Below are 23906 nucleotides of genomic sequence, written 5' to 3'. Positions count from 1 at the left end.
ATCGATAATAAGGCTATTTTTTATTTTTTGCTGAACAGGTCATGTGGAAAATAAGAAACATCCTTAGAATGTGATTAATGAATGATTAGCGGTATGTAAAAAAGTACAGTTAATTTTTAGATAAGTATGAAAAAACCCGCTTAGCGGGTGATATTGATTTTGTATAATAAATAATGAAAATAACCTGGATAGTAAATAATTAAACTTAGTTAGAAAAAGTTTATCAATTGTTAATAGCGTTGGTAACTAAAGACTTGATGGTCTTTTCTCTTAATGTTCGTTCTTTTAAATTGTTAACCCCTTCTTTTGCAGCTAGTTTATATTCTTCCGATGGTTCAAAATTATTTAAAATGTTTTTAAGCTTTTCAATATTAAATGTCTCACCTATTTTTATTAAATTAGCTAACACCAGGAAAAGAGAAAAAAAGTTTGCCTTTTTGTGCCAGATGGATTTTTTTGTGAGCTTAAGTTGATTAAATATAATAGACGTTTTCTCAAACACCTTAACCACATCATCTTTTTCTTTAAATCTATCTTTATATATGTCTGCAAACTCCCATGCTCTTTCGTTTCTGTTATAAATTCCGCACAAAAATGTTGTAACCAAATTAATTGTGTACATTAGGTTTACTTTTTTAGCCATTTCATTTGGGGTAAATATCGAATCGTTAGTAATAATCTTTTTATAATTAGATATTTTTATAGTTTTACTCCAGGATTTAAAATCATCAGTTATATAAGGATTTGATCTAATATTGACTATTTCTTCATCCTCATCCTCATCCTCATTTTCAATATAATTCAAATGATCAGTTAATAATTGACACACAAGCATATATTCTGATGAATTATATTCAGAAGCTTTCTTTTCAATACCAGTTAATGAATTTGATGTTCTATTTATTCTTTGAAATATTTCTTGAACCTGGGGGGAATCATTTTCAAGATCTAATTCTATAAAAGCAATTTCATACTTGTAAAATGACTCTCTCTCTGCATCTGTTAACTCCGAAAAAAATTTTCCATTAACATTGAATTTATCTTCCAGAAATTCTGTTATCGCATTAGTTCTTTGTTGTCCATCTACTATGGATGCAACACTAATTTTTTTCTCTAAATCTATTTTCCCTTTTGATAAAAATATTTGAGGGAATGGATAGCCGAGTAATATTGTTTCAATAAATTCTTTTTTATGGATTTCTCTCCACACCAAGTTTCTTTGAAAAAATGGATTGGTCACTAATCTTCCTGCATTGATATCATTGACATAATTTAATAGTTGATTTGCTCTTATTTTATAATCTATTTTCTTTAACATATTAATTTCCTCGAGGTTGTTGGGATTTAAAATATTTAATATTATATTCTTGTTTCAATCTAAAGCATTCTTCAGATAAAAATATACATGCGGTTATCTTTTGAAAGATGTCGGTATGTTTGAATGTAATCTCATAAAAAAATTTATCCCAACTTTCTTTTGTCTCTCCAATTGGAAAATATCTGGGATGAATGATTCCTTTGGCTAGATTTTCTTTGTAGGATTTGAAGTCACTATATTCTTTCTTTTCGCCATCTATGATTTCATGACGAATTTTAAACCCCTGCTGTTTTTTGTAATAATTAGTTTCTTCTAATATAGCAATCATATATTTATTGAATAAATGTTGATCAACAATTGCAACGTCTAAATCAGAAACCCCTTTATTAAACGGATGATTATCCTTTATACTAAATCCCATATGGGCTGAACCTACAGTGTATATGTGTCTAAATGGGACGGTTAATTTTTTACTAATTGAGTCAAAAATTGAATGAATATTATTAATATATTTCTGGGCTGTTACAGCAGAATTAATAAGATATAATTTTTCTACCATTATCTTATGAGAATCGCTTGTATAATCATAATACATTTTATTTTTATTTTCGTTTTTCATTGGCAATTTATTATCCTGGATAATTTACATTATTATTAATTACAAACAGCAGTTACCAAAAACGCTACAACATAATTTCCTATCATGATTAGAAAATTAAACTGTTCAGGTTATCTATTTTTTATTTTCAAAAAATCGCCGAAGCGGTTGTTACGGATAATCTTTACCGCCATTTGGTGGTTTACATCTCATTAATCTACCTAGTGTCATTTTCCATCCTTTAAATACGCCATATTTTTCTATTGCTAATAAGGCATATTCTGAGCAAGATGGCTCAAATCTACATGCAGAGCGAATGCGATTGGGGGCTATCGCTCTATATAGATATATTAATTTAAAACTAAGCCACTTCACGTCTAAAGATAATCACATAATAAATAGAATATTCTTCTTTCTTTCCTAAAAGAGATGCAAGACACCCTGGGGATGTTCTTACTCCAACGCTTTCAACGCTTACAAATTCCCAATTATCGTTGGCTTTGTTATTTATTATTTCACGCAAATAAGCTCCAGCTTCATTGCCTTTATCCTTTTTTCCGACATTAATATTTGGTGGAATTTGAACTGTTTCATAAATATAACGCATTGTTTTCTCCTTGAATTATTATTTAATATATATCTAATCATGGTTATCTGTTTTATTCACTAGAATAACCTCTAAGCGGTTAGCCGTGTTTTCTTAATAGCATTGATTACATTTCAAACGAACAATGAAATACTCGCCCGATTATTTGTATATTTTTTGCATCATCGATTTCATCAGGAAATTCTTCAGAGTTGTAAGAAACAATTCTTATTTTTCCTGCTGGTAATAAATACAATCTTTTTAGCCGACACAATCCGTCTTGGCATATTGCATAAACATCGCCATCACGAATATCTTTTTGTAGTGTGTTTACAGCGACCGTTGCACCATTTGGAATAACTGGCTCCATGCTGTTTCCTTTAGCTGGAAAACAAATGACAAATTCTTTTTGTGCGTTTTTTCTTCTAAAAAAAGATTTGCTAAATCTGAGCTTATATCCGTTGTGATCTTCCGTGCTTGAACAACCATGTCCTGCTGCAAGTTCAATTGATTTGAAATATGGAACTTCAACTTCATCATCATTTAATGGGGTTTTATCATCCCATTCGTCTACGTCTCTTGTTGATAATTCATCCATCGGCGTTCCGTCTCGTTGCTGTTTAAGCTGAGGACCTTCTCCTTTAGCTAACCATTCAACCGAAACACCTAAATAATCAGCGATCTTCAATAGATTTCTATTTGATTTTGTTTTGCCTGTCATTAATTTCCATATTGTGGTTTGAGACATACCAATAGCCTCTCCCAATTTCGCTTGAGAAATCTTCTTTTCTTTCATTATTGAGGTTAGTCGATCTGCTAATGTCATTTTTTAAGCTCCTTTTTCATTTAAATAAAATACAACCAAAGTTGTATAAAGTAAAACATCTTAAGTTGTTGACACAAGCAAAAACAAAAGATAATATTCACAACATAAGTTGTTAAAAGAGAGTTTGTATGAAAAATAAAGCAATTGAGAAAGCTATTTTAATTACGGGAAGCCAGAAAAAATTAGCTGATGCGTGTGGGAAAACTCAGACATCAGTATGGAAGTGGCTGCACGGATTGTCTGATGTTAGTCCTGAACATGTTCATTTAATAGTAAAAGCAACCAATGGGGAAGTTGCAGCTTGCGATATTAGACCTGATTTACCAGAACTTTTCCCAAGAAAGAGGGTAAGCAATGAACGCAGTTGAAATATTAAAACTAATAGGGCGTCCGAATGCCTATTATCCTAAGCTAGCTAAGCCACTGGGTGGTGTGAGTCCTGCTGTTTTATTCTCACAATTATTTTATTGGCAAGACAAGGCTACGTCTGATTTAGGTGTGTATAAAACACGTGATGAGCTTGAAGATGAAACTGGTTTATCTCATAACGAACAAAGAACGGCTATCAAAAAACTAAAAGAAAAAGGCGTGTTAATTGTTACAGAAAAGAGGTTAGAGCATAAGACTTTTTACAAGATTGATAATGAAAAAGTTAATCAAGTTTTAAGCGATTTCGCCAACTCTATAACTCAATCATCACGACAAATGAAAAGTAGTTACCCCGATCTCTACAATGTAGATGTCGAGACGACTACAAAATCAAGTTCGTTATATCAAGAGAATACTACAAAGACTACTACAGAGAATACTACAAATATTATTGCGAATAAATCGCAACAGCCAAAGCGACCTTGTCAGTTTCCTGATGAATTTAAACCGAACGATCATCATCGAGATATAGCGATGAATGAAAACATCAATTTGGATAATGAGTTTGTTAAATTCAGGGATTACTGCTTGGCGAATGGCAAAAAATATATTGATTGGAATGCGGCTTTTAACAACTGGTTACGCAATGCTAACGGTTATAAAAAATCAAATAAACCACCATCTAAATTCATGACCCTTGCCGAGCGTAACAGGGCAGTTTTAGAGAGTATGAGGGCTTAACCATGGCAAAGATTACAGATGAATTTTTAGCGGTTATTGGTGGATTACTTGAGGTTTACGGACAGCAAGCAAGCACAGTCAAGGTTAATATTTACTGGTCAACACTTGGGCAATATCCGATTCAATCGTTAAAAGCCGCTGCACATGCTTGGGTGCTTAAAAGTCAATTTATGCCTAAGCCTGCGGATTTAATCAAGCTAATGGGTGGTTCAAGTAATCATTTATCACCAGATGAAGCGTGGTCGATTGCAATACTTGCTAGCGATGAAACCAATACGGTTGTTTGGACTAATGAAATAGCAAAAGCGTGGGCACAAGCTGAAATTGTCTACCGAAATGGCGACAAAATTGGAGCAAGACGAACGTTTATTGATGCATATGAGCGAATGGTTGATGAATCGATGATGTACGGGCGTACCGTTGAAGTGTTTGTTTCGCCTGGTAGCGATAAAGCAAAGCGTGCTGATGCTATAAACCATGCTGTTTTTACTGGGCTATTAACACAAGAGCGAGCTAATCATTATCTACCAAAACCAGAGAATACGTTTGCAATGTTGGAATGCAAAACTGAGCAGGGAGCATCAAGTAAAAGCATGATGCATATTGCTAGCATTAAGCAAATGTTAAAAACGGGTAGAGCTTGTGTTGCGGAGAGTTAACCACTGCCCACTCGGTATTAATCACATGCTCGACAAAATAGCATACGACTATGTGAGAGCGATACGAGAACCAGGAGCAAATACGGCAAAGATTAAACAGCAATTAGCAGAACGAGTTAAAAAATATTCAGAAGAAGATAAGGCAAAATTGAGGGAGTTGATACAGAAATGGCTTACAAAATAACAGCAACAGTACAAGTAGGGCTTCAGGAGCAAGTAAACATTACCATGTTTCGTGTTAACAAGATAACTGAATCAGACATCAAGAAGATATACAAAGGCGCGACAGTTGATAATTATTCTTGTGTAAAGGTGGCATAAATATGGATTATTTTTTTGCTGTAATGATTTTTATAGCTTTAACTTTAAATTTTACTTTACTGTGCGGATTAGTTGGATCAGGTGCAAGTTCATCAATTCTTGATTTATTTGACAAAAAATTTAAGCAGTATCGATTAGCGGGAACGTGTGGCGTAGGTATGAAACCGAATGATTTGCAGGGCGCATGGGCGTGCTCAGCTTGTCATGATGAAATCGACCGCAGAACACGAGTATTTGAGCATGATTTTGTTAGATTAGCTCACGCTGAGGGAATAATTAGAACTCAGGACATGCTAATCAAAGAGGGGAAGATTAAATTATGAGACCAGCAACTTTTGCGCTCGGTAGATTGAAATCTGGGCAAATGAATAAAACTGAAACTGAATACTATCAGTATCTAAAAACACTTGAACAAGCTAACGAAATAATTTGGTTTAAATTCGAGGGCTTAAAATTCAAATTAGCAAATAACACAACATACACGCCTGATTTCGTAGTGATGAATAAAGATGGATTAATTGAATTACACGAAGTAAAGGGTTTTTGGATGGATGATGCAAGAGTAAAAATAAAAGTGGCTGCCGATATGTATCCGTTTAAGTTTTTAGCGATAAAAAAGAAAGCGAAAAAACTAGGTGGCGGTTGGGAAATTGAAGAGTTTTAAGGATAACAAATGCTAGCAGAATATGTATACGTTGATGATGAGCCAGATGTTAAGCAATTTGAAAATTATCTCAATAGTAAAAATTTATTTATTGAGAAAGCTAATGAGAACAATTTACTAGCCAAAGCTATTGATTTGTTAAAAATGTGGGGTGCATGCAATGCATATTCTAGCAGATGTGGCTATAAAAATGTTAGCGCTATGTTTTCAGAATTATACCCTAAACATAACCTTGTTTATATAGAAAACGAGCTAGAATTTATTGATGAATGCATGAAAGAGGCGAAAAACTCAAAAGATGCAGCAATGAGAGAGAAGCAAGAGCTGGCCGAACTGTATTATCGAGGTGTTGATATTGTTGCTGAGGGCACAGATTGGAGTGAAAGACTAACATTAAGAGATATCGCACACATGAAAGATATGTCTAAAAATTCAGTTGATAGAAGACTAAAATCTTTTGAAAGTTTTATTGTTGCTAAATTGTCGAAAAGAAATGATATCTTTTATTAAAAAGTGTTGACGTGGGACAGAAACTGTACTAAATTAACCATGATAGGATTTTTATATATAAAGCTCGCAATTGCGGGCTTTTTTATTTTCATTTTGTAATTTTTTATATTAAACTGCGTGATTTTTAAACGCAGGTAATATTAAATTATGAAAAAAATAGCTTTAATTTTGGTTTTATTTTTATTATTCCCGTCGATTTCAAATGCTAAGAATTGCAGAAAAGGCATACCATGCGGTAATTCTTGCATATCAGCGTCTAAAACATGTCGAATTGGAACGTACTCAGTAGCACCGACATCTAAGCCGAAAAAGTCAAAATCAGTGCCGACAGCCGAGCAGGTTGCAATTAGTAAGCAAAATTTTGACAATGCAAAAACTCAGCTTACTAAGCTATACAAATCAAATCCCGCGCAAACCGAATTTTATTGCGGATGTGAATTCAGTTTTAACAATAAAAAAGGTATTGTTGATTTCAGTAAATGCGGTTATAAGTCAAGAAAAAATCAGGCTAGGGCTGAACGCATTGAGTGGGAGCATGTCATGCCAGCCGAAAACTTCGGTCGTCATCTACAATGTTGGCGAGACGGTGGGCGTAAAGCGTGTAAAAAAGATGTTACGTTCAACTTGATGGAGGGGGATATGCACAATCTACAGCCCGCTATCGGTGAAGTAAACGGTGACAGGTCTAATTATCGCTATTCGCAATTCACTAAAGAATTTAATCAATATGGGCAATGTAAAACTGCTGTAGATTTCAAAGAAAGAAAATTTCAGCCGCGCGATGAAATTCGAGGGGTGATAGCACGCACATATCTATATATGTCTGATAAATACAAAATTAATTTATCTAATCAAGAAGAAAAATTGATGGCGGCGTGGGATAAAATGCTTCCGCCTGAAAAATGGGAATGCGAGCGCAACAAGCTAATAGAAAAAATTCAGGGTAATGATAATAAATTCATTACTCAACAGTGTAAATAGTTACATATAAGCCTCAATTAAGAGGCTTTTTTGTTTTCTCTGTAGAATTTAATTGCTTCTACTACAAGTTTGGCTTCTGATATATTTAAGTCTAAAGCCGTTTGTTTAATCATTGCGATATCGTCTATATTTAATTTAAAGGCTTTATTTTTAATGCCTCGTTTTTCATTGCTTCGTTCGTTAATTTCGGCTCTTGTTAATGCCATATAACCACCTTGATTTATTAAATAATAGTTGATATATTTAAGGTCATCGGAGAGGTTTCCCTCTCCTTTGAACTACTTTAGAATGCTGGCGAGCTAATCAAAAGTAGCAGAATTAAAATGAGTATTTTGAACTTCATTTTACTTCTCCTTAAGCCCTCGTCTTAGGTCGGGGGTTTACCTTATCAAGTCCCTTACTTGATGGTTATTATTGTAAGGTATCCTACAGTAAAAGTCAACACTATTTATCAAAAAATATTGTTTTTTTATATATTTATTACCGAATAGAATTATTAAATGAAGCCGCTTAATTGCGGTTTTTTCATGTCCAAATTTCATGCATGTCGGCGACATTGATGTCGTCGAGTCGTGACCGTGCCTAAACCTCTGTAATCATGTTTAGGTCTATTTATTTCTACAGAATCGACAGCAAAGCTAGACACACATATAACTAACATTTAGCTAGTACGCTGTCACATCATTAACTAACAAGAAGAATTAATTATGGAAAGATACTCATCACCGATATCTTATTTCTGGGGTGTTTTATGCACGCTTTTAGGTGCGCTTAGCTTAAATGATATTGCCATTATTGTCGGTATTATTTTATCAATAGCGACATTTATCATTAACTGGTTGTATAAACGCCGAGATTTTTATCATAAAAAGAATTTGAGAGAACAATACTATGAAAAACACAACAAAAATAGCGACGAGTGCGATTTGTAGTGTTTCGGTAATCATTGGTATTGTTATTGCTAATTACTCAGACGAAATCAGAACGAGCAAAGCAGGGCTTGAAATAATCGGCAACGCTGAATCATGCGTACGGGAGCCGTATTATTGTCCTGCTAATGTATTAACGGTTGGTATTGGTTCAACGGGTAACATTCAACAAAAAGTCTACGCAGACGAGGAAATAGCTCAGCGTTGGGTAGATGATATCAAAAAAGCAGAAATGTGTGTTAATCGTTACGCTAATGGTTTTCATATACCACAGCATGTTTTTGATGCTGTTACTTCGATTACATTTAACGTTGGGTGCACAAAGATGCGTACTTCAACAATGTATAAACATCTGAACAATGGCGATTATAAAGCGGCTTGTAATGAGTTCCCAAGGTGGAATAAAGCAGGCGGTAAAGTTTTGAATGGCTTAGTAATCAGACGAGAAAAGGAGAAAGCGTTATGTCTATCTTATGCTTCATCATCGCTTCAATAATGGCTGTTAATGATGTGAATGGCTGGGGTTGGTTTTTATTTGTATCGTTATTGTTGAGTGATTCGTCATGTTCAAATTGTCTAAAGTAAAAAGAGGTAAGTATGAATATAAAAATGAGTAAGTTCGATGATTTATATAGAGCTATTATTTTGTTTCTCATATGTCTTGGTTTGTTTGTGTTTGGTTCGGGGTTATTTATTGGTTGGTTAATCTGGGGTTAGCTCTATGTCTAATATGTCCAAGCTGAACGCATCGCTTTTGGTGATTCTTGTTTTAATTAGTTATTTTGCATACAACAATTATCAAGAGAAAAAGCAGCTCAAAAAAGATAAAGCTGAACTGTTCGGAAAAATCGAACGGTTAGAGCAGAACATTGCTAAAAACAATCAAATCATAGCAGATAATGAGCAAAGCAAACGCGAGCTAGAAAACCAATCACTAGAACGTCAGGAGCGAATCAATGAGCAACTCAAGAATAATGACTGTGCTAATCAGTTTGTGCCTGTGTCTATTTCTAGTAGCCTGTACAACCGAGCGAAAAGTTTACGTCAATCGACCGATACCAGCAAATCTATTAAATGACTGTTTACCGAATTTACCACCCAAATCGATGACGTTCGGCGATAGTCTCAGATATAACGAGCATTTGCTAAATGTTATTGAAAAGTGCAATGCGGATAAAAGGGCGATAAGGGAAATTAATAAATAATTATTCACTTTTACCGCATAAAGTATAAAAAACCCTGGGCGGTTATAAAAAATAACTGCATATTTAATCAAATTAATGTAATTAGTAAATTGCAAAAACATATTATTGATATTAAAAAATAAAGTATAATCTTCCTCTATTAATTAAAACTATGAGAGGAAAAAATGAAACAAGAAAATAATTTTTTATTTAATTTAGCTGAAAATGTTATTAATATTTTTAATAAATTATTTAATTTATCTTTTATATTAGCTTTATTCATTTCGTTGTCGGAAATTCTGGATAATAAAAAATTATACGTTTTAGCTATATTAATATACGTTTTAATTGCATTTTATATAATCCGTTCTAGCTATTGTTTATACGCAATAAAAGAAAAGAAATTAAACTTTAAAGGTTTTATCAAAAGCGTGAGAGAACATTTTAGAGAGCTTTGTGGTTTTCTTTTATGCATACTTTTCAGCATGGCTCTTTTAAGTTTAACCTTTTCTGCAACAGCTTTTCTCAATATGCTATCTTTTAGCTCATAGCATTTTAATGTTGCTAATATAAAATTTGCTAAACCGCCTCGTGCGGTTTTTTTATATCTAAAATGTTTGAAACACCACAAACCCAATTCAATTTTCAATCAATCATAATGCCATCACACGGCAAATATTAACCAAGAGCTTTACAGAATGAGCCTAAGAGAATGACAGCTAATGTCTGAACTCTTGGGGCTGTTTATTCTGTGTGACTTAGGCTCATTCTATAGAGAGACATAATATGACTATAACTCAATTCAAATTTGAAAACATGGTTACTTTACAAGGTAATCAAGTGATGACCACATCTTTAAAAGTTGCCAAATATTTTGGAAGAAAGCATAAAACAATATTAAGGGCAATTAGAAATCTAAATTGCTCGAAGAAGTTTAACGAGCGCAATTTTGTGCCCGTTAATTATATTGATGAAAAAGGCGAGGCTAGGGAAATGTACAACCTTACCAAAGATGGCTGCATATTTTTAATTATGGGGTTTACTGGAGAGAAAGCTGCGCAAATTAAAGAGGCTTACATCGACGCATTTAATTGGATGTCTGAACAACTTACTAAAATGCAACATAGCTACATGAAACAACATAACGACTTAATGCTTGAGTACATGAAAGAAAAAGATGTAGCTAGTATGTCAGGTCGCTTATTAAGACGCTGGGGTAAAGAGAAAAAGCCAGAGTTAACAAATAGGATGCAAAAACTACAAGAACAATCACAAATTCAATTATTGATTTAAGGAAAGATTATGATAAAGCCAGACTGGGAGGCTATCGAATCAGCCTACAGGGCTGGTTTGTTGTCCATAAGAGAGATAGCAAGCAAAAACGGGATAACCGACGGAGCTATCAGGAAAAGGGCAAAAAAAGAAAATTGGTCCAGAGACTTATCAGAAAAGATTAAAAATAAATCTGATGAATTGGTACGCACTAAAGAGGTACGCACAAAGGTACGCACGGAAAACTCATTATCAGAAAGGGTATTAATTGAAGCTAACGCCGAAGTAATAGCCAATATTCGCATGGAACACCGAGGCGATATTCGTAAAGCTCGTAATATTACCAACGCCTTATTTGAAGAGCTTGGCGCTGAATGTGCAGATATAGAGGCATTCAAAAAACTTGGTGAGTTATTAGCAAATCCAGACCAAAACGGTAGGGACAAACTCAATGAAGTTTATATGTCCGTCATATCAATGCCAGAAAGAGTGAAATCAATGAAAGCATTAAGTGAAACACTTAAAAACTTAATCACTTTAGAGCGACAAGCTTACAACATAGATGACATACCAAAGGACAACTCGATTAATCAGCTATCTGACTTAATGGATAAATTATCGAGGGAGGGGTAATGTTATCCCCTGAACATTTAAGAAAACTCAGCAATAAGCTTTGGCGTTTAAATAATCTCTACCGAATCACAGATAAAACAGGTAAACAAATTCGTTTCACAATGACACCTGAGCAGCTTGAATACTTCAAAGGTATGCACACTCGAAATATCATCCTAAAGGCTCGTCAATTAGGATTTACTACCGAGGTGTGCATTATTCAGCTAGACGCGGCATTATTTGAATCAGCCAAGTGTGCGTTGATTGCTCATACTCTAAATGATGCTAAACGATTATTTAGAGAAAAAGTAAAATATGCGTATGACAGGTTGCCAGAAGAAATAAAGCAAGCGAATCCTGCTAGTAATGATGCCGCAGGTGAGTTGGTATTTAAAAAAGGTGGCTCGCTTTATGTATCAACTTCATTCCGTGGAGGCACGCTCCGTTATCTGCATGTTTCTGAGTTCGGTAAAATTTGTGCAAAGTTCCCAGATAAAGCTAAAGAAATTATCACCGGTGCTTTTGAAGCTGTTGCTACCGGGTGTTTCATTACAATAGAAAGCACCGCAGAGGGTAAAAGCGGTTATTTTTATGATTACTGTAATACCGCAGAAAAAGCGCATATTCAAGGCAAGCCGTTATCATCACTTGATTGGAAATTCTTCTTTTTTTCATGGTGGAAAAATCCGTTATACGCAATCCCCCCAGTTGAGCAATTACCATCTAGGTTGGAAGAATATTTTAGCGAGATAAAAGCTAAGCATGGCATTACATTGACCGAACAGCAAAAAGCTTGGTATCACGCAAAAGAGAAAACACTTGGTGATGATATGAAGCGTGAGTATCCATCCATTCCAAGTGAAGCCTTTGAGCAATCAATCGAGGGTGCTTACTATGCAAGGCAATTCAGAGAGCTATACAAAGAAAAACGCATTACCGTACTACCTGATAATAGTCATTTACCAGTTTATACCTATTGGGACTTAGGTATTGGTGACTCAACCGCTATTTGGTTTGTGCGCAAAGTGGGTGAAGAATTTCACATCATCGACTACTACGAAAATAGTGGCGAGGGTCTCAGGCACTACATGAAGGTCCTAAAAGACAAATCACAAAATCTTGGCTATGAATATGCCGAGCACTGGGCACCGCACGATATTGATAATCGTGAATTATCGGGTGATGGTAAGAGCCGTAAACAGATAGCAAAAGAAGGCTATGAAATTGACGGTGAGAAATACAGCATTAAATTTAATGTAGCACCAAGGCTAAGTGTTGATGATGGCATCGAATCAGTTCGTGAAATTCTTCCTCTTTGCGCATTTGATTCTAGCAGGTGCGAACAAGGTATTGCTTATTTAGAAGCCTATCGAAAAGCATGGGATGATAAAAACGGCTGTTGGCGAGATAAACCGCTACATGATCACACATCGCACGGCGCGGATGCGTTTAGATATTTTGCTGTGGCTAATCGAAATAAACGCAAACGCTCAGCAGGATTATTTATGAGGTAACAATGGGTTATTCGAATTTAACAGACAAGCAGTTATTAAACGCTGCTCAAACCGCAATTAATAGCAATCAGGATATAAGCCGACAACGGTTAGCGTATGCATCACAAGGATTGGTTAATAACACCAAAAGGGCATTTATCGATCGCGAGTTTGGTTATCCAGAAAATCTCACTTTCTCAGATTTCTATAAACTATATAAGCGAAACAGTGCAGCCCGTGGCTTTGTTGAACGATTAAGTGATATTTGTTGGCTAGATTACCCTAAATTTATTGATGGCGACATCCGAGAGCAAGATTCAAAGCTAACAACGTGGGAGCAAATAGTTACTGATTTATTTAACGATAAATTGTGGTCAGCTATCACCGAAGCGGACAAGCGTGGAATTGTCGGTAGATATTCAGGACTCATTATTCAATTACGAGACGGTAAAAAATGGGAAGAGCCAGTTGATACGGTCGTATTGAACCGACTTGAACCAAAAGATGCCATTGTTAAGCTAATCCCTGCTTGGGAAGCTCAGTTAACGGCTTGCGAATGGAATAATGACGAAGCCGACGAAAACTATGGCCAAGTCACAATGTACCAATTTAATGAAATAGCGGTAGGTGACAAGTCAGGTAAGCCCAATATCTCTCGCAGAATACATCCAGACAGGGTGATCATACTCAATGAAACATCCGTTATTAATTCAATGGATGATGGCGAATCACAGCTTGAGGTTGGCTATAACGATTTAATCGACATGATGAAATACTCAGGCGGTAGCGCAGAGGGCTTCCTAAAAAATGCTAGTAGGCAAGTTCATCTGAATTATGACATTGATACTGACATGGAGGAGCTGGAGAAAGAGTTAAGAAAGCGAGGCTTTGAAAAGCCTGCTGATGCATTAAATCGACAAATAGCATTGTTAAATTCTGGCACTGATAGCGCGTTAATTACAGCAGGTGCGACAGCTAATATTCTATCGGTTGCTCCCGCTGACCCTAGCGCTGGATGGTCAGTATCCGCAAATAGCTTTGCTGCCTCCGCTAGAATACCATTTACCATTATTTTTGGCCAACAAACGGGGCGGTTAGCATCAGATGAAGATAAGACAGATTACGCAAAACGAGGAATGTCTCGACGTAATGGTTTTTTGAGCACATTAATCAAAGAGTTTGTTAATCAGCTTATTACGCTAAAAGTTATTCAGCCACTAGTTAACGGTACGCTCACTCTTAAATGGTCCGACTTGTTAGCACCGAGCCAAGCTGAAAAAATCGAATTAATGCTCAAAATGTCAGACGTGAACGTCAAAGCGCAACAATCTATAGGCATTCCTGTGTTTACACCAAATGAAATACGAGAAGTTGGTGGTTATGAGCCCGATCCTGATTTAGAGGATATCGATATTGAAAAGACCGAAGATAATAAAGCCGATTCCAAAGAATCCGATACTACCGAAAAGTAAAAACAACCCTACACTCACCAACAAACAAATTCTCCAAATGCGTAGCGAAATACAAAAACGCTACAAAACAATCAAACAATCAATTATTGAGCATATCGAATTAAGCTTAGGCTACTATGCTAAAGAGCCGATTAAAACAGCGATATTCGTTGATAATACACTCTATGTCGTTAATGCCAGTGTTAATTACACTGTTGACGGCAATCAACTTGCTAGGGTGTTAACTCGCATTCAAGAAATTGTTGATGAAAACTTAATTGATGGCGGTATTGAGAAGTTTTGGGCAGGTAAGTTTGTTGCTGATATGTATCAAATGGGGACTAATCGCACTTTTCATAATCTATCTACTCAATCAACACTCTATTCACAAGCTACATCACTGGAATCATTGTTATTTAGTGATGCTTATATTCGCCGAATCGGGCTTGCATATACAGCAACATTCAACGACTGGAAAGGGCTTGCGGATAATCTAAAAAGTGATTTAGGTACGGTTTTAAGTAGCGCTGTAGCCCGAGGGATTAACCCACGAGAAACAGCCGATATTATCAGTAAGCGTATTGATGTTTCATATAGCAGAGCTAAAGCCATAGCGCAGACTGAACAAGTAGGCGCTCTTCGTCAAGCAACGTGGGATGAAACTAAACGAACGCAAGAAGAGTTAGGGTTAAAAACAGGCTTATTACATATGTCTGCTTTAAAGCCTAATTCTAGGTCAACACATGTCGATAGGCACGGTAAGGTTTATACTGTTGAGCAAGTGGCTGATTGGTATGAAGAGAATGGCAACCGATTTAATTGTTATTGCGCTCAAGTAACGGTACTGCTTAATGAAAAAGGTGAGCCATATAATCAAGCTAGTATTGATAGATTATTAAAAGAATCTGATGACTGGCGTGAGCAAAACAGACCGAAACAACAAAGTTTAAATTCTGTCGAAGAGGCTAATGAGTGGGCAAGAAAACACATTACTGAAACCTCAAACCTACCACAGGATATTGATACTAAAGAATTGGCGCCGTGCTTACAGTTGGTATCAGAAATACAGAAACGATTTGATTTACCTCAATTTAGATACACAGGCTCGATAACAGGGGATGTCTATAAATATAGAGAGCCTCCTAAAGAAATGCTAGCCGCATACTCACACGAAGCTAAAGCGCTTCTTATTACATCAGATAGTGTTGATAAAAAAGCATTGCTAGAATCTGATTTACACAGCAAAACGAAAGGGTATAAGCGAAGTTCTATGCTGATAGCCATCAAAGGTAAGAATGAGCAATTAGCTAAAATAATTCACGAAATGGATTATATGCCGTGGAGTGCTGTATCCACACCAAGAGGTATTTATGCTCACGAGATGGGACATGCATTGCATTATCATTATCGAGAAGAAATTGACGACATCATCTGGAAAGCGTGGGATCGCGGTTGGGCGCATGCAATTAGTAAGTACGCTCAATATAATAAAATGGAGTTTGTTGCCGAGTCGTTTTCGTTGTATATTGAAAATCCATTTGAAGCAAAAAAACGTTTATATCCAGAATTATTTAAGTTTTTTGAGTCATTAGATAAGGGGTTAAAGTGAAAGACGATGAATCATTAGTAGATATTGCCTCTGAACTCATTAATATGGAACCACTTCCAGATGACGCCGAGGAGCAATTAAAGCGTTTAATTGAGCAGGCAAGCACTAGTTACGGAAGATATCAACTAGGCTGTTTAGCGGAAGCGCTTTTCGTTATCAGGCATTCATAACCGAATCACCCAAACCGCTTCGGCGGTTTTTTTACATCTAAAATCCACACGAGGTAAAGCATGACACTTAAAAGTGTAAATGTTTTATCTGTCGTTAATAGTAAATCCAAAATATCAACACAAATCATCGACGGTAAAGAGCACATTGTTATTAATGATGTGGTCCCTATCGTGGATGATATTGTCATGAATGGAATTTTCTACCCGGCAGATGAAATTAACAAATCGTACATGACATTGAATGATAATTTAATGCCACTTGACCATCCACGAATAAATAACGAGCACGTTTCCGCATTAAATCCTCAGGCTATCAATAACTTCTATATCGGTGCTTGGGGTAGAAATGTTCGCAAATCTAACGATAGGGTACTCATGGATGCGTATATCGATAGGAAATTTGCTGAAAGTACCGAGAAAGGTCGAATGCTTGTGAATCGGCTTGATGACATGATGAGCGGGAAAAACACTACACCAATTCATGTATCAACGGGGCTAACTTACACGCCCGATAATCAATCAGGCACATCAAAAGGCAAACGGTATAAGTCAATAGCTCGAAATATGAAGTTCGATCATGTCGCAATACTACCCGATAAACAAGGTGCTGCCACGCCAGATGACGGAGTGGGCATTTTTGTTAACTCCAACGGTGAAAAATCGCCAATTGAAAATGTAAGTCTTATTGAGTGTTCAGAAGATTCAATAAGCAATGTAATTAGTAAAACCATTAAAGAGGTTTTAAGCGTATTTAAATTTAATCAAAAAGAGGAAGAAGACTTAATGAAAGAAAAAATCTTACTAGCTCTAAATGCTGCAGGTATTAAGACTGACGGCTTATCAGATGAGCAACTGTTAAAAGCCTATAACGAGCAAACAACCAAAGAAGCAATTGGAAAAAAGAAAACTTCTGAGGAAGAAGAAAAGAAAAAAGCTGAACAGGAGAAGAAAAATGCAACTAATGCCGAAGATGCACCAGCATGGGCTAAAGCATTGATGAACAAGGTTACAAGTCTTGAATTAGCAGTAAATGCAAACACAGAAAAAGAACTCTCAGTTAAGCGAGAAGCAGTAAAAAACAAGTTCAACATGACACAAACCGCAGTCAATGCGCTATCTGGTGAGCCGTTAGATGCCTTATACGCACAGTGCGTTAAAACAGCACCTATTAGCGGCGGTTTTGCTAATAATTCAGATAATTCACTATTAAACATGGAGGCTCCAGAGTAATGATTCGATTTAAAACAGTGATTGGTGGTCCTGCACGCAAAAACGACCCACAAACAATTGACTTAAAAACAGGTGAAGCGATTGCGCCATGCTCTTTGGTTGCTGTGGTTAACAATAAGTTAATGAAACACTCAGCAGCAGGTGAGCAAACCCAAGCTTTAGTCATCACAAATGATTATCTAGGTGGTCATGATATCCGTGACAATGTACCGAATGACACATCAGGTATCGCCATTATTTGTGAGGATGATGTTACTTACCATGTTTTAGTAAAAGCAGGTGAAGCGTTAACAGTTGGTGACAAATTAGCATCTAACGGTGACGGAACACTAAAAAAAACAAGCGGTACTGATGCGGTGCTGTTCTATGCATTTGAAACCTATACCGTTGGCGCAACCGCTGAACAAGTTCGAGTTCGTAAAGCTTAAGGAGCAATAATGAAGAACGAAAAGATTATTTTTAATAAAAAATTAATTACCAACTCTGCCCAAGTGGCACAGGCTTGGAATCAGTTAAAAGCAAGCCGTCAAATCTTTAACAATGCTCAAAACCAAATGAGCGCAACACACGGCAATGCTATTGAAGTTAATCAAGCCGCAATCTTAACCCACGATTACTGGCGTGAAGTAGATAACGTGACCACCCGTGTTATCCGTGATGACGAGGGCGCACCATTACTTGATGATTTGTTATCGTTAGGTACGCCTATCTCCATTGGTAAAACAGCTGCGCTATACCGTGTTTCAAGCGATGCAGGATATGTTAATCGTTCAATGTCAGGGCAAGAGCCAGAAACGCTAGATAAGGTTGTTTATGACCATTACGGCGACCCTGTACCAATCTTTAAAACAGGTTATGCTCGTGAATGGCGTGAATGGTTAGGTTTACAAACGGAAAACATCGACGCAATGTCAGATGACCAAGAAGCGGCAGTGGCAGCATTACGCCAAGATATGGCGCAATACATTTTAACAGGTGATGAAAAAATCAAAGTACAAAACTTTGAGGGTAAGGGTATTACTAATCATCCGCACACCAATCAAGTAGATTTAAGTGCATCTGGTTTGAATATTGACTTAACATCAACAGCCACAAGTAACGACGATATTATTAATTTCTTCACAAAAGACCTTGTTGTTATTCTTGATGCTAATTTAGTGTCAGAACAATTAAAAGTCTTTATCTCTCCCGAAATTGAGCGCCGTCTAAATCTTCCGTACTCTAATTCAAATGGATTTAAAGAGGGGACAGTAAAAGACTATATTTTACGTTACTCAGCGCACATTGGTTCATTCACTAAAACATTTGAGTTAAAAGGCAACCACTTCATTGGTTACGTTCGCAATGCTCAGTACATTAAAACCCGTATTGCTGCGCCGATTGGCTCGTTTATGAAGCAACGAATCAACCCGCATGACAACTATCAAACATTGGTTTGGTCGGCATTTGGCTTGCAAATCAAACGTGACTTTAACGGTAAAAGCAAAGTCTTTAACGCTCGGGGGTAATTGATGAAATTACGGGTAACTAAACGCGGCTGTTTCGGCCGCATTGATGGCGCGGTAACTGAACTACCTATTGGGTATGAATTCCATGCTACAGACATTCCTACTGCTTTTATGGGGCGTGTAATTGTGTTAGAGCAGCAATCTGTTGAAGTTGAAGCAGACAAAAAGAAAAAGGGTAAATAATCATGTCAGTACAGGTAACCGCAGAAGACGTTAATCAAATGTTATCAGAGCTTGGTTATTCTGTACCGAGCATTGTTATTAACGCAATCCTTAACAAGGTGAATTCAATCAGTGATTGCTTGGTTACTCATGGTTATTCAGAAGCCGACCAACTTTTGATACTGATTTACTCAGCTTGTTTACTGGCTCAAATGCAAGGAGCAAGAAAAATCGCATCACAATCAGCACCAAGCGGTGCGTCAAGGTCATTTAAATATGATGATGTGGGCTTTAAATCTATGTACTCATTACTAAAAAATCTTGATGTTCACGGATGTACTGATTGTCTAGGTATTTCTTGCTCAAAAAAACCATTTTTTTTAGTTGTTGGAGGTAGGGATGAGTAATACCGCGAATTGGAGCTATACAAATGTTGCAACAGTATATCCTCACATGGGATACGACGGAGAAAACAATGTTGATACTTACGGTCAACCTTATTTGGTGAAATGCACATGGAAAGATGAAGTACCAAACGCACTGGGTGCTTACATTGATTCTCTAGGTGTTGAAAGGGTAAGAAAAACAACTTTTTACACCGAAGATAACCGAATTAAACAGGGCGACTTCATAGCAAAAGGTGATAAAACTTCGTTATCGTTAGAAGCCTCAAACGCTGAAAAAGTAGAGTTTGTGCTTGAATATGATATGAGCGCTTTCGGTGAAATCCCTGATTACGAGGTGGTTACATAATGGCAGTTAAAGGCGTTTCAAAGGTGAATAGAAATATTCACAGAATAACTAATGAAATTGCCAACATCAGAACTCAAAGGATTATCCAGCAAGTTATGATTGTTGGTATGTCTTTTGTTGCTCCACTTACTCCAATCGACACGTCCAATCTTATTAACTCGCAGTATAGAGAGCTAAAACCAATCTCAAAAGGTTGGGTTGGTCGAGTTGGTTATACGGCTAATTATGCTGCTTTCGTTAATAGCGCTAAAGCAAAATTAAGAGGGAAACCGAGAACGGGTAAAAAATCAAAGGGTAATTACTGGTCTCCTAATGCTGAGCCTGATTTTATCAAAAAAGGGTTTGAACGGGACGGTAAGGATGTCATACAGCAGGTTATTAGGGAGAGTTACAAAATATGATTTCTGATACATATAACTCAATAAAAAGCTGGCTGAATTCACATAATTTACTTGATGATTACATTTTACAATTTCGGAAGTGGGTTGAAGTAAAAAACACAAAATCCAATAGATATATTGTGATTGTCCCTGCTGGTGGCGGTAATGCTAGTGAGGCGATAACGCGAGATTATTTCAGGATTGTAATTATTTCAGCGATCAATGATTCGAATATCGTAGCGGTTAACGATAAAGCAGATGAAATCAGGCAGTTTATGCTAGATGATTTTGAATCCAACAATGTTATTTCAATGAGTCCAGTCGGAGGAATAACCCAAGCAAATACAGAAGAGGGGCGGTTTATTTTCGAATTTACCGCTCAAATGATTATATCAAGATAAGAGGTACATTTATGGCTAAAAGTAATGCAGGAACTGGTCGAAAGGTCGGTGTTTATTATTCAATTGGTAATCCAGACAAAAAACCAAATGATACGGATTATAAACGACTTGGCATGATTCGGGGTAAATCACGTGGTGTCAACTGGAACACAATTGATGTTACAGCCGATACATCCGAAGATGGTACAACTGAATCAATGGTTACAACCAAGGAAAAGACGGTGTCATTTGACGGTATTTCTAGAGGTGATGACATCCAGACTCAAAGCGCTTTATTAGATCACATCGAAAGCCCGTCTCAGGACACCGATGGACAACCGTACGCTTGGATTAAAATTGTCAATCCAACTATTAACAGGGTGATCGAGGGATGTTATTTGTTGTCATCATTAACCGAAGAATACCCGTATGATGATGTTTGCACATGGTCAATTGAGGGCACAAGTGCAGGTAATGTAACAAGAACCGTTATCCCAGAAGTAGGATCAAGGAAGGCGTAAATGAAACCAGTAATAACAGAAGTTGGGGAATTTGTTATTTATGTCAATAATGAGGCTTTTATTTTTATTCCGTCATTTTTGAATATGACAAAAATAGGCAATTCCAAAGAGATAGTAGAGTCTTTCGCTATTCTTTTTGGTGCTGAACATATCGATTCGGAGCAATTAATTATTGATACCGCAGATAAGGTTCTAAATGCATGTTGTGAAGCGGACTGTTCTGTTATTACTGGGTATTTGAAGGGTGATGAAAACAATTTAGCGGAAATCGATGGGGTTATACCCATTCAGGACAGAATTATACTAGCTCAGCATTTATTAAAACACGGCTTAATAGGTGATGTTCCGCCTAAAAAAACTAGCGAAGATGCAGACTATAGTAATGAATTTCATGCCAAAAAATTTGTTTATCTAGCCGTGGCCCATTTGGGGATGAGAGAGCTTGACGCGTGGAATATGTCAATGACAGCATTTCAAGAGGCGATGGAAGCAAAGTTCCCAGCTAACGATAAAGATATCATCTCACAAGATGATTACGATTCTGCCATGTCTTATGCGGATTCTGTTGTCGGATTAATCAGCTAATAATAACTGTCAAGCCGCTTTTGGTGGCTTTCGCGTTTAGATTTCTATAAGAGGTTTTTATGTCATTTGAAGCAGGAAGTATATATTACACAATAGAGGCGAAAACTGGTGATTTATTAACGGCAGATAAGCAAGTGTCTAGTTTTAATAAAAGAGCACAGGAGGGGTTCGATCGGACAGCCGCGTCAATGAGCAAGATAACACAGATTGCCAAGGCTATATCTGCTGCTTTAGTTTCTAGCCAAATCATTGCATATGCTCAAAGTTGGAATGAGCTAGAGGATCGTATACAAAATACAGGTGCTACGGCATCACAAACTAAAGACATTTTAGACCAACTTTTGGCAACTTCTGATCGAAACGGTCGTACAATTGAAGAATCATCAGAGTTATATATTCGCCTTTCAAATTCGATGGGCGAGCTAGGATATAGTACTCAGAGTACATTGTCTTACATCGATACGTTATCTAACTTGATGACAATTAATAAAACTAACGCGTTAAGCGCAGAATCAGCCATAAACGCCCTCACCAAAGCACAAATGAAAGGCAAGCTAGCCGGTATTGATGCGATGTCTGTTTTTAATGCAATGCCTAGCGTACTTAAAACCCTCGGAAAGCAGTTAAAGAAAACTGAGGCAGAAGTTAGACAAATGGCTTCTGATGGCAAGTTATCTATGTCAGACTTTACTGATGCAATGATAGCCGCACAAGAAGAAACTGCTGCGCTTGCTGATAACATGCGCAACACAGTAACCGATGGTATTAACCGTGTTACCAACAATCTTAAAAAGTACCTTGGCGAGCTTAATAACTCAACGGGCGCAACCAAAGTTTTAGTTGATTCGTTGATTCTAATGTCTCAGCATGTCGATATATTGATGACCGGTGTTGGTGCGCTTGCCGCTATTTATGCAGGTAAATATATCACATCATTAGCTAATGCGACTAAGCAGAGTGCTGAGAAAGTGATTAATGATATAAAACTTGCTCAAGCTGAAAAAGCGGCAGCACAAGCAGCGCTACAGCAAGCACAAGCGGAGGTTGTTCATTTAAGAGCTGTACAACAATCATTATCTGCACAGCTAAAACTTGCACAAACAGAAAAAACTAGAAACGCAATTAGAAAACAGTTAAAAGCTAACACTGACGCCTTGACTGCTGCTACAAATCAGCAGACAGCAGCGCAAGCAAGACTTGATGTAGCAATGAAAGCAACATCTTTTGCCGCAAAAGGTTTGCGTTCAGCTATGGCTTTACTGGGTGGTCCTGCTGGTATGTTGTTTCTCGCGGCAGGTGCATTGACAATGTGGTCGAATAAAGCCTCTGAAGCTCGACAAAAAGCATTGGATTTTTCAGATTCTGTTGATTCAATGAGCGATTCATTAAAGAGTTTAACGTTAAATCAGTTGCTAGATAAGCAGCAAGATTATTGCGATAACTTAGAAAATATTGAAGATCAGATTGATAGTGTTAAAAGTGAAATTAAAAGACTTAATCAAGAAATTATTGCGCAGGAAGCTGAGCTTGGCGGTTCTATACAAATAATCGAGGAAAATCGGAAAAAAATTGTAAAACTAAACGCATCTTTAGATACATTAATTCAGAAAAAAGAAAATGCATCAAAAATAATTAGCTATATCAATACGTTGTTAATAAACACAAGCGCAGGAGCAGAACAAGCTGCTACAGGAGTTGACGGCTTTGCTAAAGCGTTAGAAAAACTCGGCAAAAACAAAGTTGACGATAAAGTCAAATCGCTTTCTACGCAACTCGAAATAGTTCAAATGAAAACCAAAGGAGCGAAAAGAGAAGCTTATATCTATGAAAATGCGTTAAATGAGCTTGGTGATGCTGGCGAGCAGTACAAAACAACAATTTTGGGGTTAATCGATAAAACAAAAAAATGGTCAGAAGTATCTGAAGAAGTTCGAAAAGTGCTACAACCATTATTTGATACTCTTGGTAAAATTTATGACGAAAACGAAAAGCTAAACGCTAGTAAAAAGAAAGGTACAGGCACAACAAAATCATACGCCGAAGAAGTCAAAGAGCTTAGTGATAAATTGGAAGTTGCTAAACTTGAAGCAAAAG

Annotated in this window: 34 protein-coding genes; 28 read left to right on the top strand and 6 right to left on the bottom strand. The window is 36.7% G+C overall.

What is annotated here, in order from left to right; all coding sequences use genetic code 11:
* Nucleotides 1–223: 223 nt before the first annotated feature.
* From J6569_RS07055 to J6569_RS07035, 5 genes are all read right to left on the bottom strand, one after another.
* Nucleotides 224–1318 carry a DUF262 domain-containing protein gene (locus tag J6569_RS07055; RefSeq protein ID WP_296318123.1) on the bottom strand — a complete coding sequence of 365 codons (1095 nt, stop codon included), beginning with the start codon at nt 1316–1318 and terminating at the stop codon, nt 224–226.
* 1 nt (nt 1319) lies between these two features.
* Entirely contained in the window at nt 1320–1937 is a 618-nt protein-coding gene (locus tag J6569_RS07050; protein WP_296318122.1) for a hypothetical protein, read from the bottom strand.
* A gap of 150 nt (nt 1938–2087) precedes the next feature.
* A complete protein-coding gene (gene yidD / locus J6569_RS07045; RefSeq protein WP_080702292.1) occupies nt 2088–2291 on the bottom strand; it encodes a membrane protein insertion efficiency factor YidD in 204 nt (67 codons plus the stop codon).
* Nucleotides 2278–2523, bottom strand: coding sequence for a hypothetical protein (locus J6569_RS07040; RefSeq protein WP_034910092.1), 246 nt, complete (start codon nt 2521–2523; stop codon nt 2278–2280). Before J6569_RS07040 ends, yidD begins: the two co-directional genes overlap by 14 nt.
* A gap of 106 nt (nt 2524–2629) precedes the next feature.
* Complete coding sequence (locus J6569_RS07035) at nt 2630–3328, bottom strand: helix-turn-helix transcriptional regulator (protein ID WP_296318121.1); 699 nt, start codon at nt 3326–3328, stop codon at nt 2630–2632.
* A 128-nt stretch (nt 3329–3456) separates the two neighbouring features.
* Here J6569_RS07035 and J6569_RS07030 point away from each other — a divergent pair, with 128 nt between their 5' ends.
* The 7 genes from J6569_RS07030 to J6569_RS07000 all read left to right on the top strand — a co-directional run bounded on the left by J6569_RS07030 (nt 3457) and on the right by J6569_RS07000 (nt 7573).
* The gene (locus J6569_RS07030; protein ID WP_034910089.1) at nt 3457–3696 is read left to right on the top strand and encodes a helix-turn-helix domain-containing protein; all 240 of its coding nucleotides are present in this window, start codon (nt 3457–3459) and stop codon (nt 3694–3696) included.
* A complete protein-coding gene (locus J6569_RS07025; RefSeq protein WP_065610566.1) occupies nt 3683–4438 on the top strand; it encodes a hypothetical protein in 756 nt (251 codons plus the stop codon). The genes J6569_RS07030 and J6569_RS07025 overlap by 14 nt, the downstream gene beginning before the upstream one ends.
* Nucleotides 4439–4440: 2 nt before the next feature.
* Complete coding sequence (locus J6569_RS07020) at nt 4441–5097, top strand: hypothetical protein (RefSeq protein ID WP_296318120.1); 657 nt, start codon at nt 4441–4443, stop codon at nt 5095–5097.
* A gap of 323 nt (nt 5098–5420) precedes the next feature.
* Nucleotides 5421–5741: a nuclease domain-containing protein gene (locus J6569_RS07015; protein ID WP_296318119.1), complete on the top strand. Its 321-nt coding sequence runs from the start codon at nt 5421–5423 to the stop codon at nt 5739–5741.
* Nucleotides 5738–6082, top strand: coding sequence for a DUF1064 domain-containing protein (locus J6569_RS07010; protein WP_065575894.1), 345 nt, complete (start codon nt 5738–5740; stop codon nt 6080–6082). Before J6569_RS07015 ends, J6569_RS07010 begins: the two co-directional genes overlap by 4 nt.
* Nucleotides 6083–6091: 9 nt before the next feature.
* Complete coding sequence (locus tag J6569_RS07005) at nt 6092–6592, top strand: hypothetical protein (RefSeq protein WP_296318118.1); 501 nt, start codon at nt 6092–6094, stop codon at nt 6590–6592.
* A gap of 147 nt (nt 6593–6739) precedes the next feature.
* Entirely contained in the window at nt 6740–7573 is an 834-nt protein-coding gene (locus J6569_RS07000; RefSeq protein ID WP_296318117.1) for an endonuclease, read from the top strand.
* Nucleotides 7574–7590: 17 nt separating this feature from the next.
* Here J6569_RS07000 and J6569_RS06995 read toward each other — a convergent pair whose 3' ends face one another.
* On the bottom strand, nt 7591–7779 hold the full coding sequence (locus J6569_RS06995; RefSeq protein WP_160413105.1) for a ribbon-helix-helix protein, CopG family: 189 nt from the start codon (nt 7777–7779) through the stop codon (nt 7591–7593).
* Between the two features lie 501 nt (nt 7780–8280).
* On the opposite strand from J6569_RS06995, the gene J6569_RS06990 reads away from it, so the two are divergent.
* From J6569_RS06990 to J6569_RS06890, 21 genes are all read left to right on the top strand, one after another.
* The gene (locus J6569_RS06990) at nt 8281–8505 is read left to right on the top strand and encodes a phage holin family protein (RefSeq protein WP_091123748.1); all 225 of its coding nucleotides are present in this window, start codon (nt 8281–8283) and stop codon (nt 8503–8505) included.
* A complete protein-coding gene (locus J6569_RS06985) occupies nt 8465–8998 on the top strand; it encodes a lysozyme (protein ID WP_296318116.1) in 534 nt (177 codons plus the stop codon). The genes J6569_RS06990 and J6569_RS06985 overlap by 41 nt, the downstream gene beginning before the upstream one ends.
* Nucleotides 8999–9223: 225 nt before the next feature.
* Nucleotides 9224–9580, top strand: a complete 357-nt coding sequence (locus J6569_RS06980) for a hypothetical protein (protein ID WP_296318115.1) — start codon at nt 9224–9226, stop codon at nt 9578–9580.
* Nucleotides 9581–9871: 291 nt separating this feature from the next.
* Nucleotides 9872–10237, top strand: a complete 366-nt coding sequence (locus tag J6569_RS06975; protein ID WP_296318114.1) for a hypothetical protein — start codon at nt 9872–9874, stop codon at nt 10235–10237.
* A gap of 235 nt (nt 10238–10472) precedes the next feature.
* Nucleotides 10473–10979 (top strand): Rha family transcriptional regulator, encoded by a 507-nt coding sequence (locus tag J6569_RS06970; protein WP_296318113.1) that lies wholly within the window; start codon nt 10473–10475, stop codon nt 10977–10979.
* Nucleotides 10980–10988: 9 nt separating this feature from the next.
* On the top strand, nt 10989–11591 hold the full coding sequence (locus J6569_RS06965) for a hypothetical protein (RefSeq protein ID WP_366941247.1): 603 nt from the start codon (nt 10989–10991) through the stop codon (nt 11589–11591).
* Nucleotides 11591–13084 carry a hypothetical protein gene (locus tag J6569_RS06960; RefSeq protein WP_296318111.1) on the top strand — a complete coding sequence of 498 codons (1494 nt, stop codon included), beginning with the start codon at nt 11591–11593 and terminating at the stop codon, nt 13082–13084. The genes J6569_RS06965 and J6569_RS06960 overlap by 1 nt, the downstream gene beginning before the upstream one ends.
* A 2-nt stretch (nt 13085–13086) precedes the next feature.
* The gene (locus J6569_RS06955; RefSeq protein ID WP_296318110.1) at nt 13087–14535 is read left to right on the top strand and encodes a phage portal protein; all 1449 of its coding nucleotides are present in this window, start codon (nt 13087–13089) and stop codon (nt 14533–14535) included.
* Entirely contained in the window at nt 14477–16123 is a 1647-nt protein-coding gene (locus J6569_RS06950; RefSeq protein ID WP_296318109.1) for a phage minor head protein, read from the top strand. The genes J6569_RS06955 and J6569_RS06950 overlap by 59 nt, the downstream gene beginning before the upstream one ends.
* Nucleotides 16120–16293 (top strand): hypothetical protein, encoded by a 174-nt coding sequence (locus tag J6569_RS06945; protein WP_167349246.1) that lies wholly within the window; start codon nt 16120–16122, stop codon nt 16291–16293. The genes J6569_RS06950 and J6569_RS06945 overlap by 4 nt, the downstream gene beginning before the upstream one ends.
* A gap of 231 nt (nt 16294–16524) precedes the next feature.
* Nucleotides 16525–17523 carry a DUF2213 domain-containing protein gene (locus tag J6569_RS06940; protein ID WP_296318108.1) on the top strand — a complete coding sequence of 333 codons (999 nt, stop codon included), beginning with the start codon at nt 16525–16527 and terminating at the stop codon, nt 17521–17523.
* Nucleotides 17523–17951: a hypothetical protein gene (locus tag J6569_RS06935; RefSeq protein WP_296318107.1), complete on the top strand. Its 429-nt coding sequence runs from the start codon at nt 17523–17525 to the stop codon at nt 17949–17951. Before J6569_RS06940 ends, J6569_RS06935 begins: the two co-directional genes overlap by 1 nt.
* Before the next feature lie 9 nt (nt 17952–17960).
* Nucleotides 17961–19031 carry a major capsid protein gene (locus J6569_RS06930; RefSeq protein WP_296318106.1) on the top strand — a complete coding sequence of 357 codons (1071 nt, stop codon included), beginning with the start codon at nt 17961–17963 and terminating at the stop codon, nt 19029–19031.
* Nucleotides 19032–19034: 3 nt separating this feature from the next.
* A complete protein-coding gene (locus J6569_RS06925; protein ID WP_296318105.1) occupies nt 19035–19214 on the top strand; it encodes a hypothetical protein in 180 nt (59 codons plus the stop codon).
* Between the two features lie 2 nt (nt 19215–19216).
* Nucleotides 19217–19600, top strand: coding sequence for a hypothetical protein (locus J6569_RS06920; RefSeq protein ID WP_296318104.1), 384 nt, complete (start codon nt 19217–19219; stop codon nt 19598–19600).
* On the top strand, nt 19593–19946 hold the full coding sequence (locus J6569_RS06915) for a hypothetical protein (RefSeq protein WP_296318103.1): 354 nt from the start codon (nt 19593–19595) through the stop codon (nt 19944–19946). The genes J6569_RS06920 and J6569_RS06915 overlap by 8 nt, the downstream gene beginning before the upstream one ends.
* 23 nt (nt 19947–19969) lie before the next feature.
* Nucleotides 19970–20347 (top strand): hypothetical protein, encoded by a 378-nt coding sequence (locus J6569_RS06910; protein WP_296318102.1) that lies wholly within the window; start codon nt 19970–19972, stop codon nt 20345–20347.
* The gene (locus J6569_RS06905) at nt 20344–20727 is read left to right on the top strand and encodes a hypothetical protein (RefSeq protein WP_296318101.1); all 384 of its coding nucleotides are present in this window, start codon (nt 20344–20346) and stop codon (nt 20725–20727) included. Before J6569_RS06910 ends, J6569_RS06905 begins: the two co-directional genes overlap by 4 nt.
* An 11-nt stretch (nt 20728–20738) precedes the next feature.
* Nucleotides 20739–21227 carry a phage tail tube protein gene (locus J6569_RS06900; protein ID WP_296318100.1) on the top strand — a complete coding sequence of 163 codons (489 nt, stop codon included), beginning with the start codon at nt 20739–20741 and terminating at the stop codon, nt 21225–21227.
* Nucleotides 21228–21812 carry a DUF6246 family protein gene (locus J6569_RS06895; protein ID WP_296318099.1) on the top strand — a complete coding sequence of 195 codons (585 nt, stop codon included), beginning with the start codon at nt 21228–21230 and terminating at the stop codon, nt 21810–21812. It abuts the gene before it with no gap.
* Between the two features lie 59 nt (nt 21813–21871).
* On the top strand, nt 21872–23906 hold a 2035-nt coding region (locus J6569_RS06890; protein WP_296318098.1), incomplete at its 3' end, for a tape measure protein.

Source organism: Gilliamella sp. (genome assembly GCF_024104075.1).
GTDB classification, from domain to species: domain Bacteria; phylum Pseudomonadota; class Gammaproteobacteria; order Enterobacterales; family Orbaceae; genus Gilliamella; species Gilliamella bombi.
Note: the sequence above shows the minus strand (reverse complement) of the source record. Positions and strands in the feature narration are given on the sequence as shown.

What these genes read in the sequence shown, in the direction of transcription:
- J6569_RS06985 (WP_296318116.1), top strand. Translation starts at nt 8,465, where the DNA reads ATGAAAAACACAACAAAAATAGCGACGAGTGCGATTTGTAGTGTTTCG.
- J6569_RS07020 (WP_296318120.1), top strand. Translation starts at nt 4,441, where the DNA reads ATGGCAAAGATTACAGATGAATTTTTAGCGGTTATTGGTGGATTACTT.
- J6569_RS06930 (WP_296318106.1), top strand. Translation starts at nt 17,961, where the DNA reads ATGAAGAACGAAAAGATTATTTTTAATAAAAAATTAATTACCAACTCT.
- J6569_RS07000 (WP_296318117.1), top strand. Translation starts at nt 6,740, where the DNA reads ATGAAAAAAATAGCTTTAATTTTGGTTTTATTTTTATTATTCCCGTCG.
- J6569_RS07055 (WP_296318123.1), bottom strand. Translation starts at nt 1,318, where the DNA reads ATGTTAAAGAAAATAGATTATAAAATAAGAGCAAATCAACTATTAAAT.
- J6569_RS06935 (WP_296318107.1), top strand. Translation starts at nt 17,523, where the DNA reads ATGATTCGATTTAAAACAGTGATTGGTGGTCCTGCACGCAAAAACGAC.
- J6569_RS06990 (WP_091123748.1), top strand. Translation starts at nt 8,281, where the DNA reads ATGGAAAGATACTCATCACCGATATCTTATTTCTGGGGTGTTTTATGC.
- J6569_RS07030 (WP_034910089.1), top strand. Translation starts at nt 3,457, where the DNA reads ATGAAAAATAAAGCAATTGAGAAAGCTATTTTAATTACGGGAAGCCAG.
- J6569_RS07035 (WP_296318121.1), bottom strand. Translation starts at nt 3,328, where the DNA reads ATGACATTAGCAGATCGACTAACCTCAATAATGAAAGAAAAGAAGATT.
- J6569_RS06940 (WP_296318108.1), top strand. Translation starts at nt 16,525, where the DNA reads ATGACATTGAATGATAATTTAATGCCACTTGACCATCCACGAATAAAT.
- J6569_RS07040 (WP_034910092.1), bottom strand. Translation starts at nt 2,523, where the DNA reads ATGCGTTATATTTATGAAACAGTTCAAATTCCACCAAATATTAATGTC.
- J6569_RS06920 (WP_296318104.1), top strand. Translation starts at nt 19,217, where the DNA reads ATGTCAGTACAGGTAACCGCAGAAGACGTTAATCAAATGTTATCAGAG.
- J6569_RS06915 (WP_296318103.1), top strand. Translation starts at nt 19,593, where the DNA reads ATGAGTAATACCGCGAATTGGAGCTATACAAATGTTGCAACAGTATAT.
- J6569_RS06965 (WP_366941247.1), top strand. Translation starts at nt 10,989, where the DNA reads ATGATAAAGCCAGACTGGGAGGCTATCGAATCAGCCTACAGGGCTGGT.
- J6569_RS07005 (WP_296318118.1), top strand. Translation starts at nt 6,092, where the DNA reads ATGCTAGCAGAATATGTATACGTTGATGATGAGCCAGATGTTAAGCAA.
- J6569_RS06895 (WP_296318099.1), top strand. Translation starts at nt 21,228, where the DNA reads ATGAAACCAGTAATAACAGAAGTTGGGGAATTTGTTATTTATGTCAAT.
- J6569_RS07010 (WP_065575894.1), top strand. Translation starts at nt 5,738, where the DNA reads ATGAGACCAGCAACTTTTGCGCTCGGTAGATTGAAATCTGGGCAAATG.
- J6569_RS06995 (WP_160413105.1), bottom strand. Translation starts at nt 7,779, where the DNA reads ATGGCATTAACAAGAGCCGAAATTAACGAACGAAGCAATGAAAAACGA.
- J6569_RS07025 (WP_065610566.1), top strand. Translation starts at nt 3,683, where the DNA reads ATGAACGCAGTTGAAATATTAAAACTAATAGGGCGTCCGAATGCCTAT.
- J6569_RS06960 (WP_296318111.1), top strand. Translation starts at nt 11,591, where the DNA reads ATGTTATCCCCTGAACATTTAAGAAAACTCAGCAATAAGCTTTGGCGT.
- J6569_RS06975 (WP_296318114.1), top strand. Translation starts at nt 9,872, where the DNA reads ATGAAACAAGAAAATAATTTTTTATTTAATTTAGCTGAAAATGTTATT.
- J6569_RS06905 (WP_296318101.1), top strand. Translation starts at nt 20,344, where the DNA reads ATGATTTCTGATACATATAACTCAATAAAAAGCTGGCTGAATTCACAT.
- J6569_RS06980 (WP_296318115.1), top strand. Translation starts at nt 9,224, where the DNA reads ATGTCTAATATGTCCAAGCTGAACGCATCGCTTTTGGTGATTCTTGTT.
- J6569_RS07050 (WP_296318122.1), bottom strand. Translation starts at nt 1,937, where the DNA reads ATGAAAAACGAAAATAAAAATAAAATGTATTATGATTATACAAGCGAT.
- J6569_RS06955 (WP_296318110.1), top strand. Translation starts at nt 13,087, where the DNA reads ATGGGTTATTCGAATTTAACAGACAAGCAGTTATTAAACGCTGCTCAA.
- J6569_RS06925 (WP_296318105.1), top strand. Translation starts at nt 19,035, where the DNA reads ATGAAATTACGGGTAACTAAACGCGGCTGTTTCGGCCGCATTGATGGC.
- J6569_RS06900 (WP_296318100.1), top strand. Translation starts at nt 20,739, where the DNA reads ATGGCTAAAAGTAATGCAGGAACTGGTCGAAAGGTCGGTGTTTATTAT.
- J6569_RS06970 (WP_296318113.1), top strand. Translation starts at nt 10,473, where the DNA reads ATGACTATAACTCAATTCAAATTTGAAAACATGGTTACTTTACAAGGT.
- J6569_RS07015 (WP_296318119.1), top strand. Translation starts at nt 5,421, where the DNA reads ATGGATTATTTTTTTGCTGTAATGATTTTTATAGCTTTAACTTTAAAT.